The 15704-nt window shown below is 63.0% G+C and carries 15 protein-coding genes; 4 read left to right on the forward strand and 11 right to left on the reverse strand.

The window, feature by feature from the left end:
• Positions 1-332: 332 nt before the first annotated feature.
• Positions 333-1301: an ATP-grasp domain-containing protein gene (locus tag F8O07_RS06520; protein ID WP_158031274.1), complete on the reverse strand. Its 969-nt coding sequence runs from the start codon at positions 1299-1301 to the stop codon at positions 333-335.
• A complete protein-coding gene (locus F8O07_RS06525) occupies positions 1294-1536 on the reverse strand; it encodes a hypothetical protein (RefSeq protein ID WP_158031275.1) in 243 nt (80 codons plus the stop codon). The genes F8O07_RS06520 and F8O07_RS06525 overlap by 8 nt, the downstream gene beginning before the upstream one ends.
• 203 nt (positions 1537-1739) lie before the next feature.
• Between F8O07_RS06525 and F8O07_RS06530 the strand changes: the two genes are divergently transcribed.
• The 3 genes from F8O07_RS06530 to F8O07_RS06540 all read left to right on the forward strand — a co-directional run bounded on the left by F8O07_RS06530 (position 1740) and on the right by F8O07_RS06540 (position 4632).
• Positions 1740-2885 carry a hypothetical protein gene (locus tag F8O07_RS06530; protein WP_158031276.1) on the forward strand — a complete coding sequence of 382 codons (1146 nt, stop codon included), beginning with the start codon at positions 1740-1742 and terminating at the stop codon, positions 2883-2885.
• Positions 2886-2959: 74 nt separating this feature from the next.
• Positions 2960-3370 carry a LexA family protein gene (locus tag F8O07_RS06535; RefSeq protein ID WP_225733256.1) on the forward strand — a complete coding sequence of 137 codons (411 nt, stop codon included), beginning with the start codon at positions 2960-2962 and terminating at the stop codon, positions 3368-3370.
• Positions 3352-4632, forward strand: coding sequence for a Y-family DNA polymerase (locus F8O07_RS06540; RefSeq protein ID WP_158031277.1), 1281 nt, complete (start codon positions 3352-3354; stop codon positions 4630-4632). Before F8O07_RS06535 ends, F8O07_RS06540 begins: the two co-directional genes overlap by 19 nt.
• A gap of 4 nt (positions 4633-4636) precedes the next feature.
• Here F8O07_RS06540 and F8O07_RS10765 read toward each other — a convergent pair whose 3' ends face one another.
• Positions 4637-4765 carry a hypothetical protein gene (locus tag F8O07_RS10765; protein WP_263969995.1) on the reverse strand — a complete coding sequence of 43 codons (129 nt, stop codon included), beginning with the start codon at positions 4763-4765 and terminating at the stop codon, positions 4637-4639.
• Positions 4766-4989: 224 nt separating this feature from the next.
• Here F8O07_RS10765 and F8O07_RS06545 point away from each other — a divergent pair, with 224 nt between their 5' ends.
• Entirely contained in the window at positions 4990-7509 is a 2520-nt protein-coding gene (locus F8O07_RS06545; protein ID WP_158031278.1) for a DEAD/DEAH box helicase, read from the forward strand.
• An 84-nt stretch (positions 7510-7593) separates the two neighbouring features.
• Here the strand turns inward: F8O07_RS06545 and F8O07_RS06550 are convergent, their stop codons facing one another.
• The 8 genes from F8O07_RS06550 to F8O07_RS06585 form a co-directional block, all read right to left on the reverse strand.
• Positions 7594-7947, reverse strand: coding sequence for a hypothetical protein (locus tag F8O07_RS06550; protein ID WP_158031279.1), 354 nt, complete (start codon positions 7945-7947; stop codon positions 7594-7596).
• Positions 7944-8243, reverse strand: coding sequence for a hypothetical protein (locus tag F8O07_RS06555; RefSeq protein ID WP_158031280.1), 300 nt, complete (start codon positions 8241-8243; stop codon positions 7944-7946). Before F8O07_RS06555 ends, F8O07_RS06550 begins: the two co-directional genes overlap by 4 nt.
• A gap of 32 nt (positions 8244-8275) precedes the next feature.
• Positions 8276-8851: a hypothetical protein gene (locus F8O07_RS06560; protein ID WP_158031281.1), complete on the reverse strand. Its 576-nt coding sequence runs from the start codon at positions 8849-8851 to the stop codon at positions 8276-8278.
• A gap of 535 nt (positions 8852-9386) precedes the next feature.
• Positions 9387-9710, reverse strand: coding sequence for a hypothetical protein (locus tag F8O07_RS06565; RefSeq protein WP_158031282.1), 324 nt, complete (start codon positions 9708-9710; stop codon positions 9387-9389).
• Positions 9707-9934 carry a hypothetical protein gene (locus tag F8O07_RS06570; protein WP_158031283.1) on the reverse strand — a complete coding sequence of 76 codons (228 nt, stop codon included), beginning with the start codon at positions 9932-9934 and terminating at the stop codon, positions 9707-9709. The genes F8O07_RS06565 and F8O07_RS06570 overlap by 4 nt, the downstream gene beginning before the upstream one ends.
• Positions 9935-9958: 24 nt before the next feature.
• The gene (locus F8O07_RS06575; RefSeq protein ID WP_158031284.1) at positions 9959-10543 is read right to left on the reverse strand and encodes an FHA domain-containing protein; all 585 of its coding nucleotides are present in this window, start codon (positions 10541-10543) and stop codon (positions 9959-9961) included.
• Entirely contained in the window at positions 10536-11141 is a 606-nt protein-coding gene (locus tag F8O07_RS06580; protein ID WP_158031285.1) for a hypothetical protein, read from the reverse strand. Before F8O07_RS06580 ends, F8O07_RS06575 begins: the two co-directional genes overlap by 8 nt.
• Complete coding sequence (locus F8O07_RS06585; RefSeq protein ID WP_192496669.1) at positions 11138-15598, reverse strand: FtsK/SpoIIIE domain-containing protein; 4461 nt, start codon at positions 15596-15598, stop codon at positions 11138-11140. Before F8O07_RS06585 ends, F8O07_RS06580 begins: the two co-directional genes overlap by 4 nt.
• Positions 15599-15704 lie beyond the last annotated feature (106 nt).

The raw sequence follows: 15704 nt of genomic DNA on the forward strand, positions 1-15704 counted from the left end.
CCAATCGTGGTGACAGTGGTGACAGACCCCTGCTGGCCAGTAAATATATGGGATGTAGCGTCACACGAGGGGTGGTGACAGGGTGGTGACAGCGGTGACGGCGGAAATGTGTTATGCTCTCCCCGTGCGAGCCGGGGAGAGCATAAAGGTTTTTCGGCCCCGGTGTGCGGCTTCTGCGGTTCGGTCCGTTTCTGTGGCGCGGGTGGCCTTCGATCGCGTCCCACACATGGTTTTCACGGGTTCCGAGGGTTGTCTGGTGGTTTTCCGGAATGTTATGCTCTCGACACAGCGAGAGAGAGCATACAGGTTCCCAAGGGAGCCGCTGGCGGCCGCTACCGGCACCATTCTTCGAACAATGCGCGCACGTCTGATGCGTACAGCTCAGAGTTGTGCAGTCCGTTCATCTCGATGGCAACGACTTCATCGGTGTCTGTTTTCAGTGCGATATCCACGACGTAGTCGCCACAGGTGGAATGTGCTTCCCGCCAAGCAGCCGTGTAGCTCTCCGCCCATTGCAGATACCGTGCCACCAGCTCCGGCGCCTCGAAGACGGGAGACGCACCCCGAGTGCGCTCAACCCTCGGATCGAATGGGCGTGCGAGCGCGTCGAGCGGGGTGAGGTGCTCGATGCAGCCCGCACCAGTCACGACCTTGTGACCCACAACGAAGAACCTGTACTCAGCGCTCAACGGCACCCATGGCTGCACCAGGAGTGCACCAGGGCGGTCGGGCGACCACATGCTGACCTTGCTGAAGAAGTCATGGCTGTCGAACGGCGACGTGGTGGTGAAGAAACTCATCTTCGGGTCGATGTCTTTGACACAGACTCGTCCAGGAGCCAGTGCGTTGATGGTGTCCTTCGTCGCAGGGAACCCCTGACCTTCCCCACACGTGGTGCGGATGACCGGGCGCCCGGCATGCGCGAGAAACACCGGCTCTGCCCAGTAGCTGTTCACGACTCGTTCGCCTTCCAGACGGGGATCGCTGAGATACGACTGCGAGAGGTGTCCGATGTTGGCGACCGGACCGACGAGCTTCATGCGAGCGAGACGACCGGCATCCGTGCAGACCTCGCCCGTTGCCGCGTTCACGGCCTGGCGCTCAGTGGTCGTGCGGACCCAAACATGCTCCCTGGGATGCACGTTCAGGAGGGTGTCCAGCCGCAGGATGGCTTCCAGCCAGTCTTCCCGATCGCCGGTCGGCTGAGAGCTCGGGTGCCAATGCTGCCAGAGCGCCTGGAGCTCTGGAAAGCCACTGACGTAGCCCATCGGGGTCGACCAGAAGAGGATGTCTTCAGTCATGCTGAGACCTCCGAAGCGTCAGACGCGCGAAGAGGTCGCGGTTCGCTCCCTGTGCCCGCTGTTGTGCTTCGGCTTCGGTATCAAAGAGCGCCCAGAAGCCCAGTTCGTTGTCTCCGATGGCGTGGACGGCCCAGACTGTTCGTCCGCCCTCGGGGGATACCTGCTGCAGAGGGTCAGTGACGGAGACGTCCTCGATGAGGCGATGCCCACCGCCGTAGACGATCACTGCGGGCACAGTGACCGAGGCGGGTGTCCTGGACGTGTCAGGGAAGCCAGCGAAAGCCTCGCCGGTCCACCCCCAGAGGAGACCTTCCTCGTCGAGCAGGATCACTCCTCTGCGTCGCTGTCTCCGCAGGGGCTGTGGACGCTGCCGGTGTCTTCTCATGCCACTCGTGTGCGCGGTTGGCTAGGATTACCGCGAGCTGATCGGGGGAGCGGATGATGTCGGATGACGAGCTGGCGCAGGCTGCCGCACAGGTGAGGCGACGGATGCGCGGCACTGCAGTTGACGTTTCGGTGAACATCGCCGAAGCGATGAGCGTGTTCGCACCACTCGGGTGGGCGATGTCTGCGGTGTGGCCATACCAAGGCACCGTCCGTGCCCTGAAAGCTGCGGAAGACGGCGCCACGACCGACCAGCTCGACCAGATACTCACCGACATCTGGAACGGGGAGCACGCACGCTGGATGGAGATCGGGGTCGAGCGCCTGCGGCGAGGAGGCAACGCTCACTGGCCGTTCAAGGCCGACCTCTGGCGTCGCGTTGATCTGGTCCAGAAGGCGATCCCACACCATCAGGCAGGTGCCTATGAGGCAAGCATTCCGATCCTGTTCGCGCAGATTGAAGGCCTTTCGTTCGACATCACTGAAAAGGCCTTCTTCACGAAGTGGCAGCCGATTCCAGCGGTCGACGACGAGACCCTGGCTGGCCTGGGCGGCAACATCGAGGTCGTCCGCAGGGTCTGCAACGCAGACGTCAAACAGCGGCAGTCCTTGGGACAGTTCTCCAGGCACGGCGTGATGCACGGGCGAGAGCTCACCTACGACACGAAGGTCAACTCGACGAAGGCGATCGTGCTGACCATCAGCGCCTTCGAGCACTGGCTGCCACAGGCGGACAAAGTCGCAGCAACACTTCGGGCCGAGCATGGGCGAGAGGTCGCCGGTCATCCGGGTGTCGACGAGACAGGCCGGTTGCTTGACGATCGCGGTGTGCCCGAGCTTCGCAACGTCAGGTACGACCTCGAAGGCCGGTACATGCTGTGGATCAACACTGGTGGGATTGAGCCGTTCGATCTGCGCCGAGATCTTGGCGAACTTGCAACGACACACGGTGCGGCACGGGGCAGATTCACAATCCATGGTGACAACGTCGCTTTCTGGTGGAGCTATCGACTGCCGAGCGGGCACATCCTCGGCTGGGCGGCCCGCAAGATCCGTCCAGGAGCGCATCCGCCGCACGAGTCCTGGTGGTGGGGTGCCGCGGCGGCCCCGGAGAACGCACCCTGGGAGGACCCGACCGGTTGGGCCCAGTACCCCGGGGACGCCGAGGGCGCTTGGCGTCCGGACGACCCACTCTTCTAGGCGTGTCGGCAAAGACACCTATACTCTGAATTGAACATGTGTTCGAATACTTGGAGGTGGTTGCCGTGGCACAGATTGCGAAGATCGAACCGCACGGTCGTGTGACCGTGCTCGCCGCACTGAGCCCGGTTCATGCTGGGTTCCCCTCGCCGGCGCAGGACTACTTCGACGGCTCCATCGACTTGAACGAGCATCTGATCGCAGACCCCGTAGCGACCTTCATCATTCGTGTCGCCGGCGACTCCATGATCGGCTGTGGCATCAGCGACGGCGACGAAGTGATCGTGGACCGCTCGCTGCGGCCCGTTGACGGCAGCATCGTCATCGCCGTCGTCGAAGGTGAACTCACCATCAAACGGCTGCGCCTGACCGGGCGCGGCCCGCAACTACACCCGGAGAACCCCGACTACCCGGTCATCCATATCGGCGAGGGGCAGGAGCTCTCCGTGTGGGGCGTGGTGACCAGATGCCTGCACCGAGTCTGACGCGGTTCGCGCTCGTCGACGTGAACTCCTGCTTCGCAGCCTGCGAACGAATCTTCGACCCGTCCTTGGAAGGCCGACCGGTCGTGGTGCTGTCGAACAACGACGGCTGTGTGGTCGCACGAAGCGCCGAGGCAAAGGCCTTGGGCATTCCTATGGGCGAGCCGTGGTTTCGACTGCAGGCCTGGGCCGACAAGCACGGGGTCGTGGCGCGCTCGTCGAACTATGAGCTCTACGGCGACATCTCCGGACGCATCATGGCGATGCTGCGACGATTCAGCGACCAAGTCGAGGTCTACTCGATAGACGAGGCCTTCGTTCGCCTGAGCGGCACCGTCGGTGAACTGGTGTCCACCGCCCGTGAGATACGCCGACGCATCCGCCACGACATCGGCGTGCCCGTCTCCGTCGGTATCGCCCCGACCAGAACGCTTGCGAAACTGGCCAGCCACGGTGCGAAGTCCAGCCGAACGCTCGCAGGGGTCGCCTGCACCGACTGGTACACGCCGGACCAGATGAACCGCATCCTCGACTCCACGCCGGTCAGCGAACTCTGGGGAGTCGGCCGCAGGGGAGTGAAGAGACTCTCCGGTATCGGCATCGAAACGGCGCTGCAACTCAGGGACTCTGATCCCCAGAACATGCGCAGCAGGTTCAACGTGAACATGGCGCACACCATTCTCGAGCTGCGCGGCACACCATGCATCGAGATCGGAGACCACGACGCCATCCGTCAGCAGGTCCTCTTCTCCCGCTCCTTCTCAACGCCCGTGAGCACGCCGACAGAGATGGGGCAGGTGCTGTCCATCTACGCGCAGAACGCCAGCCGAAGACTGCGAGCGCAAGGGTCAATCGCGGGCTCTGTCTACGCGTGGGCTCAGACAGCCTGGGCGACACCCCCGATGCACACCGCAGCCGCCGCCTGCGAGATCGTCCCTCGGACCGCAGACCCGGCGCTCATCACCAGAGCGGCGACAGGACTGGTGCTCCCCAGGATGCTCGAAGGGCGCCGCTACGTGCGAGCCGGGGTGAGCCTCAGCGACATCGCACAAGCCGATGACCAGGTGCCCTTGGACCTCTTCGACGCAGACACACCCGCATCACGGGTCTGCGGTCTCATGGACCGGGTGAACGATCGGCTCGGCAGGGGAGCGATCGGGCTCGGGCTCGCGGGCCTGCAGACACCACCAGACTGGCAGATGAAGCGGGAGATGCTCTCTCTACGGGCGACCACGCACTGGGACGAACTCGCGATCGCACGATGACGAGCTACCGGCCTTCCACCTCAGCAGCACGCGCCAGATCATCCGCGGACTGCGCAGACCCCGCGGTGTTCAGCAGACGGAACACCTCGGCCTCGGCAGCCAGGGACTTCACCTGAGCCTTAATTGCCGGCATCGGCCATTGGGAGCTCATAACCATACGCGTGTACCTCGAACGCGGCGCCGTCTGCGAAGGTGAAGTCCCCTGACGCTCGATACCGCGTTCCTCACGCCCCTAGGCGGTCACACTGTCGGCAAGCTGGCGACGTCCTGTGAACCACACACGTAGGCGTAGGGTTTGGTGGCAGGCAGAATGACGGCCGACAGATAGACGACGCGAGATTGGGGCGGACACGCAGAATGAGCATCTTCAGCAACATTGGTCAGGGAAATCCAGCTGACAGCACCGTCGACCCGAAGCAGCTCTTCCGTGCCCTTCCGAAACCCTCTGGGTCGCCGTTCCGTTTCCCTCACGACATCCAGACAGAGGTCTGGGACAAGTGGTTCCAGCGACGCAATGAGCCTGACCTCGTGGTGAAGATGAACACCGGGAGCGGAAAAACCGTCGTCGGACTGTTGATTCTCAAGTCCTCACTCAACGAGAAGAAAGAGCCAGCCGTCTATTTGGTGCCCAACAAGCAGCTGGTCGCACAGGTTTGCAGAACCGCCGATAACTTGGGAATCAAGTGGACCAAAGACCCGCGAGACCCAATCTTTCGCCAGCATCAAGCCATACTCATCACCACAGTGCACACCATGTACAACGGCAAATCGAAATTCGGACTCCACGGTACCCTTGCTCAGTCGATCCCGGTCAGCACGGTGATCATTGACGATGCACATGCCTGTATCCCGATCATTGAGGAGCAGTTCTCGCTTACTATTCCTGCGCAATCCCCGCAGTATCGTGAGCTCCTGGCCCTGTTCAACGAGGAGCTCAAGAAACAGTCAATGGCAGGGCACACTGCGATCATGGAAGGTAGAGGGACACGGTCGGTTCCAGTGCCGTATTGGGATTGGCAAGCTCAGCAGGACAGTGCATATCGTATCCTCAGCACCTTCGCGGGTGACGAGGGACAGAACGAGAATGCGCAGTTCGGCTGGCCGATGCTGCAGGAGCATCTTCAGCTCTGCGAGGCAGTGTTTTCGCCTCAGCAGGTCGAAGTGCGACTACCATACCCTGATTTGGCAGTTGTGCCCTCCTATATGAAAGCCAGTCGCCGCATATACATGACCGCAACTCTGGCGGACGACTCGATGCTCACGACACATATGGCTGTGGCGTCGGAGTGCGTCACCGACCCAATTGTTCCCTCATCGGCAGGCGACCTTGGCGATCGGATCATCTTGACGCCAATGGAGACGAGCCGCGTAATCACCAAAGAACAAGTACTCGCAAGCGTGCAAGTGTGGGCGCAAAACCGTAATGTTGTCGTAATCGTTCCATCACGACATCGAGCGCAGGACTGGGAGTCCCTCACAACGGAGATCCACGACGCCAGCACCATCGAGAGTGTGGTGCAGAAACTCACCCGAGGTCATCTGGGACTCGTCGTGCTGATCGCCCGCTATGACGGAGTCGATCTGCCTGGCGACGCTTGTCGGATTCTCATCCTCGACGGACTTCCGGAGCGCTACTCACCGTTCGAGCAAGTGGAAGCTGCCGCGCTCGGAGGCACCGAGACCATGAACGTACGCCAAGTGCAGCGCATCGAGCAGGGTATGGGGCGCGGCGTGCGCTCCACCGACGACTACTGCGTCGCGATGCTGCTTGATCCTCGGCTAGTCGAGAGACTCTATGATGCCAGCGCCAAGGAACAGCTCTCGCCAGCGACCCGCGCTCAGTACGAACTGTCAAATGCTCTCGCGGCGGAGGGTCGGGGTAAAACAATGTCCTTTTTTGACGAAGCCATTGAGGGATTCCTAGAGCGCGATCCGGAGTGGGTTAGCGCCAGCAAGCAGTCGATCGCCAATGTCACGTATGGGGAGGCCAGCGTCGTGCCTCCCGAGGTCAGGGCCGAGCGTGATGCCTTTACTTGCGCGATGTCTGGCCAGTATTTGGAGGCAGGTCGGGTCCTGCAGCAGATCTACGACAAGGTCCCAGACAATCGGCTCAAGGGCTGGCTCAAGCAGCGCGGCGCAAGCTACATCAACCTCGTTGACCCCGAACAGGCACGTAAACTGCAGTACAGCGCCCGCACCGACAACAACTACATCCTCAAGACTTCGGGGCAGTCCTCAGCTCGTCGCCAGCCGTCCAACGCGAACCAGGCAGCGGAGGCGGCCCAGTACATGAACAAGAACTACTCAACCCTCCAGAGCTTCGAAGTCGGCATCGAGTCGTTGCTCCGCGACCTCACCCCGAGCATCGAGTCAGGCACCTACAGGCGGTTCGAGGCAGCGTTCGAAACACTCGGGTGCATCCTCGGTTTCACGTCATCTCGGCCCGATAATGAGTCTGGTCGTGGGCCGGACAATCTTTGGACGATGAGCACTGGACAGCACTGGGTGGTCGAGGCAAAAAGTGAGGCGGCCGCTGAGACGATCAGCCGTGACTACCTCGGGCAGCTCTCGGGGTCTGCCGACTGGTTTGACGCTACATACGCAGGCACCTCATTCACACAAGTGCCGATCCTCATTCATCCATCACGCACACCCAACTGGGACGCAACTCCGCGGCAGGGGGCACGTATCATGTCCTTCGAACGTCTCAAAGAACTACGAGACGCAGTCAAGAATTTCGCCGTGGCACTTGCGGATAAAGAGCGCTTCCGCGACCAAACAGCAGTCGGGGCAAACCTCCGACAGTTCCACCTCAGCGCAGATGAACTGACACAGCAGTGGACCCAGGACTTCCTGCCTCAGGCATCTCAGCACTAGATCATTGAGGAGAGGTCGCCGTCATCGCTAGAAAAATGCGAGGAGGTAGCCGGAAATCACTGTACTGGCGCCACCCGTCGCCGATCACTCACTGTCCTTGATGGTGAGGGGCACGTGATACTGAGCTGCGGAGTCAGTCAGGTATTCACGGCACCGGGCATTGACTGCCTGGATTCCGGTGACGGTGATGGCCTTGACTCGTCGCGACAGGACATGCACCGCGGCGTCGATGAATGACTGGTTGAGTGAGGCGGTCATGCTGCCGTCAAGCTGGAGCTCTTCGGCGTGACTCAGGTCGATGGCGTTTGCCCATCTGGTACCGGCGGCGCGGGAGGCCCCGAGTCTCGGGAGCTCGGCGATGACGATTCGGGCCTGTACCGATTTCGACTGATCCTCTGTGCGCCGGTGCAACTCGTCTCCATCGGTGCGGTGTGTCATGCAGCCGCCTCACCACCGTGACGAGCGATCAGTTCGCGGACGTCCTCGACTTCGACGTAGCCGCGCCAGTGCTGGTCACGGTTGATGATCCAGCCGCCCTCTGGCGGTTCGACGCCCTCCGGTATGACCACCTCGAGGTGGGTGTATGGTCCGGCGGAGTCGGCCATTGGCAGACTGTGCACGAGGCTGTTCGCGTAGACGCCGAGCACTGCGCCGTCCGCGCAGGTGATAATCCCGGAGGCCTGGTCCGTGGTGCCGTGGTCGATGATTCGGTCAAGTGTGGCGGTTGCGCTCATGCGGCTTATGTGCGCGGAGTGGCGCAGACCGCTCACTCGGGGAGACGGACGGTGATGGTGTACCCACTGCCGTAGTACCCGTTGCCCGGGGTGCCGACAGCGGTGAGGATCGTGCGGTCGGGCACTGTCCCGCCTTCCGCGTACACGGTGATGTGGAGGTATTCGAGGTCGTCGCTGTCGCATTCCCTCTGTTGCGTGGGGAACTCCACACGAGTGATGGCGTTGTCGAACGCTTCTAGACGGGTGATCGAGTAGTTCCCGGCAGAGCACCCTCCGCACCCGATATTTCCGGAGACTTCTAAGCGGATCCCGGAGTCCAAGACGAGGGTCCGTCCCTCTTCAACCCGTGTGACACGACACCCGAGGAGTAGCTCACGGATGATCTCCGATCCCGCATCGGACACGCGCTGACCGTCGCGCACCAAGGGCACGAACTTCTTCTCCCAGGCTGCGACAGTCGTGCGGTTCAGTCGACCCGCAGGCAGCGCCCGCCATGCGATCCTGCGGAGCGTCGTACTCGTCGGCCCGTCACCCACAGGGTCGGGGACAATGACCACGGGCGTGCGGTCACGGCGACGGATCCATACGGAACCGGGCTCGATCATCATGATGTGACTCCTCCGGCTGTTGCACTCATGATGTCCATGTGCGCGGGAGTCTCGCTGTCGCGCTCGTCGTGGAAACAAGCTCCCATTCGTCGTCGACGAGCCATTGGAGCGTCCAGCAAGTCTGGCCGACGTCGACGAACCTCCACCTGTGCTCACCGAGTTCGAAGCTGGAGCTCTCAGTCAGCGGGCCGTTGACAGCGCGTTCCAGACGTGAGCGCAGTATGGCTGCCACGACTGTGAGTCGTGGTTCTTCTGTGGCACAGAGGAGGAACCGGTACGCAGCAGAGGCCGTCCGACTGCGGACTGCCGCACGGGTGCGCTGAATGATCGCCAGTCGCGTCGGGCGCAGGCTGAGGACAGCACCAACGTGGACGAGTACTGCGGCTGCGGACATAGTTACTGCGAACCACCAGCTCGAGGAACCCAGCAGCCCGGCGACCAGCACCACTTCAGGGCCGAGGACGATCGCAGCTCGCTCAAGCGCGGTCATCGGGTACGGTGGCCAGCCGCGGTGAAGTCTGCTCATGCCCATCGTCTATGCGTGCCCCAGACCCCGATACTCCACGACACGACCTGCCCTCAAAGCCGCCCGGATGCCTGCTCTCATTCCAGGTGTGATGCCGTGGTCGACGTAGACGACCGTCGCGTCGGCTCGCTCCGCAATCGCGAGACCCGCGGAGATTCCGAGGTCCCGTTGGAAGGGGTCATGGTCGTCGAGGACACCATCTTGCGTGTACAGCAGGTGGCTGGCAAACGGTGCCTCACCGCGCGACAGGCAGTCTGCAAGGCACTCCCTGGCGTAGGTGACATTCTCATAGACAGTACCGGCGTATGGAGATTCGACAACGACCACCCTCATCGGGCTTCCGCCTCGGCGTCTTGGATCACACGCAGGCGGCGTTTGCCTCCCACTTGTGTGCCGTCGCCACGGCGGAAGCGGTAGACGATTCCTCCACGGTGCACGATGACCTGAGTCGCGGTCAGACGCTGCACGAGTACACGCTCCCGGTAACGCAGGTGAGGCACATCCATCCAGAGTGGAGTCCCGATTTCGAGGCGGGTGAAGTCATGCGGTGAAGTCATGATGATGATGTGCGCGGTGCCGGGTTAGGCGGCGCTGATGTGGATGCTGTGGGGGCCGATGCGCAGGGTGTCGCCGGTGGTGATGATGGTGCGTGTGTGTGGGTGTAGGCGTGTGGTGTGGCCGTCGTGTGTGAGGTAGGTGCCGTTTCCTGAATCGAGGTCGGCTGCCCAGAGTCTGCCGTCCGTGGTTGGTGCGATTTCGACGTGGTTGCGGGAGATGATGTGCTGTGGGTCGTCGATTGTGATGGTGTGCTGCGAGGGGGAGGTCTGATCGGGGCGGCGTCCGATGATGGTGGGGCTGGTGATGGTGTGTTCGGTGTGATTCGAGATGATCAGCTTCCACCTGTTTTCGTGCGCCCTGGGTGCGCTGGTCTGCGAGAGGCGCGGCGGGGGCGAGGTGCGGCCAGGTGCGGCGGGGATTCGTGGGGGTGCGCTGACGATGTCTTGTGAACGCCGAGGCAGGGTGTAGGGGGTGGTGACGTGTGTGCTGGTGCCATAGGCGGCTTCGAGCGCTCTCAGATCGAAATGCCCGGTGCCGATGGGCGCATTGGATGTAACAGCTGTGACGAGGTTTTGCCCGGTCTTCTTGGGAGTGTGGCGTTTACGCATCTGCGGTCTCGGTGAGCTCGAGTGTGGCGGTGACGGTGTCGAACAGTTCGGTGAGCGGGTCTGCGAGGTCGAGGGCGGGCGAGGCGCAGCTGATCAGTGCGATCTGGTCGCCTGCGGGTACGAAGGTCTGCATGATGAGGCTGCGCACGATTGTGTGGTCGTGGTCGATGAGCATGTCTCGGATTCCGGTGAGGCGTGGTGCGAGGCCTGCTTTGGGCAGGACGGCGGTCGAGAGCGTCAGTGGGGTGTCGGGTGAGTCTTCGGTGTCTTTGATGCTTTGAATCTGGGTGATGATGGCAGTCTCGGCGTCTGTGCCGGGTGTTCTCGGTGGTCTTGGCAGTGATGAGACGGTGACTGAGCCTGGGATCAGTGCGCCGTCTGCGGGTATGGCGAAGCATGCGCAGTATCGGGCTCCGGCATCCCATGCCTGTCTCGCGGTGGTGCGCAGGTATCTGGTGAGGTCTGCGCGCAGCGGTCGCAGCTCGGGGTTCTCGTCGATGCGTTTTGCTACGAGTGCGGTGATCGACGCGTCTCTGGTGTTCGGGCGCACGTCGAGTTCGCTCCAGTCGGAAGGGATCGTGATGGCGAATTCGGTCATGAGTGTGCCTCTCTGCCGGGCGTGTGGCCTGCTGCCGTTCGGTGTGCCTGTTCAGTGTTCTCGGTGTTGGCCGTGGACGCTGGGGCCAGGGGGATCTGCACGGCGCGCAGTCCTGTGCCGGCGAGGTTGGCCCAGCCGCGCCCTGCCGGTGTGTCGGCGTTGATCTCTGCTCGGGTGATGCGTGTGCCGATGAGGTCGCCATCGGTCAGCTGCTGCGGGTCGAGCAGAATGCCCTGCTGGTTCTTTCTGATGTCCACTCTCCATGAGCTGAACCCGGTTGCGACGTCTGCGAGGGTGCCGGCGATGACGATCGCCGCCTGGTGGTCGATCAGGGTTGGGATGATCTGTTTGAGCCACGCCTCGGCAGGCATGTCGCGGGTGAGTTCCACGTCGTCGACGAGCAGCAGATGGTGCGCGTCATCGTCGATCAGCAGTGTGAGCGACTCCTCGGTGATCGTGGCAGGGTCGGTCAACACCGTGGCGCCAAGCGCCGCAGCGTGCTCGGTGAGTGCGTTGCTGCGTGGTGTGATCACCGTCAACTGCCATCCGCGTGCTGCAGCGGCCGCAGCGATGGTGCGCAGTGTGTTGGTGCGGCCCGATCGGGCAGGCCCGGCCACCAGCAGAGTCGGGGTGAGCTCCGGGGAGAACTGCTGCACGGTGACGTCTTGACCGCCGAGCCCGAGTGGCAGCCCGGTCAGGCCGTCTGCCTCGTCGATGAGCTGCTGCCAGGTCAGGCTTTCTGGCATGAGCCGCACGGCGTGGGGGCGCTGGTTGCTCGGGATGCTGCGGTCCCGGTCTGCGAGCCTGGTGGCGAGTGCGGAGACGGCGTCTGCCTGCGCCCTTGCGGATGCGTCTGCACTGACGAGCGCGATCTGCATTTCGGTGCCATCCCCTGCGGTGAAGGCCCGCCCCGGAGGAATGGACTCCGGCATTTTGCGTGGGGTGAGCCCGGCAAATCCGTAGTCGTTACGGTCGGTGAGGTTGAGCAGGATCTTACGGTCGGTGAGCGCCGCAGTCCGTCCGACCAGCAGCTGTCGGTCGCCGGCGATGACGAAGTGCACACCGACGGATGCCGCTTCGCGCAGCATCGTGTGCACGGCCTCGACGACCTGTCCGGCGTTGACGTCGGCGAACATCGCGGTGAATGCCTCCCACCCGTCGATGAGCATCATCAGTCGCGGCGGTGCCTCGCCGAGGTCGAGCTGTTCAAGCTCGGTGAGGTTGGCGACTCCGACACTGGTCAGCAGTCGTTGCCGCTGACGAATCGTCTCTTGCACGCGGGCCAGCAATCGCACCATGCCATCAGTCTCGTGGCGGGCGATGACCGAGCCCACATTGGGCAGAGCTCGCAGGGCAGCGAGCCCGCCAGCGCCACAGTCAATGGCGTGGAGGTGTACGCGATTCGAGGGGAATCGCACACTCACCGACGCAGCGATGGTGCGCAGTGCGGTCGTTCTCCCCGAACGAGGGGCACCGACGACGAACAGGTGGGCGAAGTCGGCGAAGTCGATGGTCTCTGTGCTCTGCTGCTGCTGATCCGGCTGGTCTGAGAGTGCGAATCCTGCGGGTGAAGTCCCCGCAGCGCCCGTACCCGAGTGGCGTCCAGATGGAGGCTGGATTTGGTCGAGGGTGACGATCTGGGGCAGTGCTGGCAGCCATGGACGGCGGGGCGCGCGGCCCTCCAGCGCCTGCCACGCCTCACTGATTGCTCCCACAAGGTCGGCAAGATCGGTTGCAGACCCCGCGTCCCTACCGTCATCGGCGCGCCTTCGCACGGGCGACGGCGCGGCAAGATCGTCGAGGCCAATGGTGGTGATCAACGGCTCGGTCGGCCCGGAGTCGCCATGCACCGGTCGCCGACCTCCGACACGACCCGATTGAAAGGGCACCAACGAAGTCGATCCGAGTCTCGCGAAAGCTCGCCCAGGGGTAGCTTTGGAGATCTGCGCAGCGTCATCTGCATCGATGACGTCAGTGGATTCCGCAGAGTCTGTCACACGCAGGGCGATGCGCAAGTTCGTGTTGGCCCGAATCGCCGGTGAGATGACTCCGCTGGGCCGCTGGGTGGCGAGCAGCAGGTGAATGCCGAGAGAGCGTCCACGCTGGGCGATGTTCACGAGACCGTCGACGAAATCCGGGAGTTCACGCACCAGAGAGGCGAACTCGTCGATGACGATCAGCAGTCGCGGCAGCACCGGCAGCGACTGCTGACGCTCCCTCTGCTCCACATAGTCTTCGAGGTCTTTCGCACCAGCGCCGGAGAGCACCCGCTCCCGGAACGCCAACTCGGCACCGAGGGAGGCCAGGGCACGCTCCACCAGGTGGGAGTCCAGGTCGGTGACCATGCCGACCGTGTGAGGCAGACCCACGCAGTCCTTGAACGCAGCTCCCCCCTTGTAGTCGACGAGCACAAAGGTCATCCAGTCTGGTGTGTTTGCGACGGCGAGTGAGGCCACGATCGTCTGCAGCAGCTCGGACTTTCCCGAACCGGTCGTGCCTGCGATCAGGCCGTGGGGGCCGTCCGCTCGAATGTCGATGGCAAACGGGCCGTCCAAGGACTCTCCGATCACAGCCGATGTCGAAGCCGGATCCAGCGCCCACCTCGCGGCGACTGCCTGGCTGGTCGGAGTATCGAGATCGAGCACGTCCAGCAGCCTTGACGAGTCGGGCACGGCCGAATCCGTCACGCTCGGGCTGACATCCTCGACACCGGCCACAGCACGGCAGGTGAAATCGGTCCAAGCGCCATCCACGAGATCCTGTCGCACGTCGACCAGTGTCTCCTCCGCCTGCCGCTGCACTCGCACGCGAGCACGACGGCAGTCGACGACAGTCTGGCACTCTTCTGGCAGCAGCCTGGGATCCGTCTCTGTACACACGCAGAACACCCCGACAGCAGGGCCGTCGCGCAACACCCTGAGCAGGCCCGGCATCGTGCGCAGCCTGTGCGCGTCGGCGATGAACACCACCACCGTCGACCCGAAGCCGACTGGTGACGTGCGCTGAGTGCCTGCGGCCTCGTGCCGCTGATCGATCAGCGAGATCAGTTCGGCGATGCGTGCCGCGATGTCCGTGGCCCCGAAGCCCACCGTGCGCATCACGGGCTGGCCGAGAGCAGGGCGCAGCGAAGGCAGCCACCGGGTCGTTCCCCACCGTGTCACAGCCCCGCGGTCACCCGGTTCCGGAGCGGCCAAGAGATACAACTGCGTGTCGCGTGGAGAATGCAGTACTGCGACCTGCGCCAGCCACCAGGCGATCATGGCGTCCGCGCTCTCATCGCCAGAGACCCCGACAACCCCGACATCAGCCAACGAAACCGTCACCGGGGCATCCTGCACATCCCAATGCTTGGTACGCCTATGCTCAAGCTGTTCGGGGTCGTCCAGACTCACGACAGATGGTGCGGTCTGCGTACCGACCCGCAACTGCAGATAGTCAGTGTCTCTCGGACGCCGCTCCCACAGTCGTGGCGTCGGCCCAGCGGCGATCACTGACACGGCCGCGGGATCAGGAAACCTGTCGTGTCGCAACCGTCGATCCGCGGCGACAGCTGTCAAGGTGTCGGCCTCGATCTCGGTGCGATCATGCTCGTACTCGCCCAGACGTTTCTGGTACTGCGCCCGCCCTGACCGTTTCGAGGCAAACCAGTTGCCCACCAGCATCAGTGGCGAGAACAGACCGAACAGCAGCATCGTTGCCCGCTGATACACCAGAGCCATGGTGACTCCCATGACCAGTGGCAGCAGCGCTGTCAGCCACGGGATCGAGCGTTTCGACTCCTCCTGCGGCCGAGGCGGCAGACGAAACCTTCCCTCGACAGCAGGAGGCACGATTCTCGGCGGCCTGTTGAACGCAGCGACACCACGCTCGGGTACATAGTCCACAGCAGCGCGCTCAACACCCGCCGGCTGCACCTCGACGACCACATCGTCGTAGGAGAGCTGATCACCCCACGCAAGCACTGTGCGCTCGGAAAGCGGGGCTCCCCACAGCGTCGCCGCAGAAGAGGCACCCTGTGGTATCGCAGCCACGCTCCCATGGCCTTCGACGACCAAGACCACGTCACACCCGAAAACACCCTGTTGTCGAGTGCGTACATGCGCCCCAGCGTCGGCACCCAATACGAGAAAGCCTGCAGTCAAATAATGAACACGGCCAGCTCCAATGCCGGAGACCACACGCACCTGCACACCCGCATCAGGGATCGTGGGCCCGGGCTGAGGCCTGTCCGCGATGCCCAGGAGCGACACCCACGACCCCTCGTGCAACCCGGTCTCGCCCAAAACGGCATCGGGAGGGAAGACAACGCCGTCCACAGCGACTTGCACCTGATCGGGCGACGCCTCACTCGCCGTGACGTTGAGCAGAGTCGGCACAATGGCTGCGACCGAAGACTCTGCCTCGACATCCAGAAAGACCGTCGAACTCGCACCGGCGGCGACGTCCAGCACACTCACCAGCACACGCATCGGGCCCCCGAGTTTCTGCTTGAAAACGAACGACACCAGACTACTGGTGCTTCGGTGAACAATACGTAACGTTGCGAATACTCAGTTGTGCGGG

The sequence above is a fragment of the Pseudoclavibacter sp. CFCC 13796 genome, assembly GCF_008831185.1.
Lineage (GTDB): Bacteria > Actinomycetota > Actinomycetes > Actinomycetales > Microbacteriaceae > Pseudoclavibacter_A.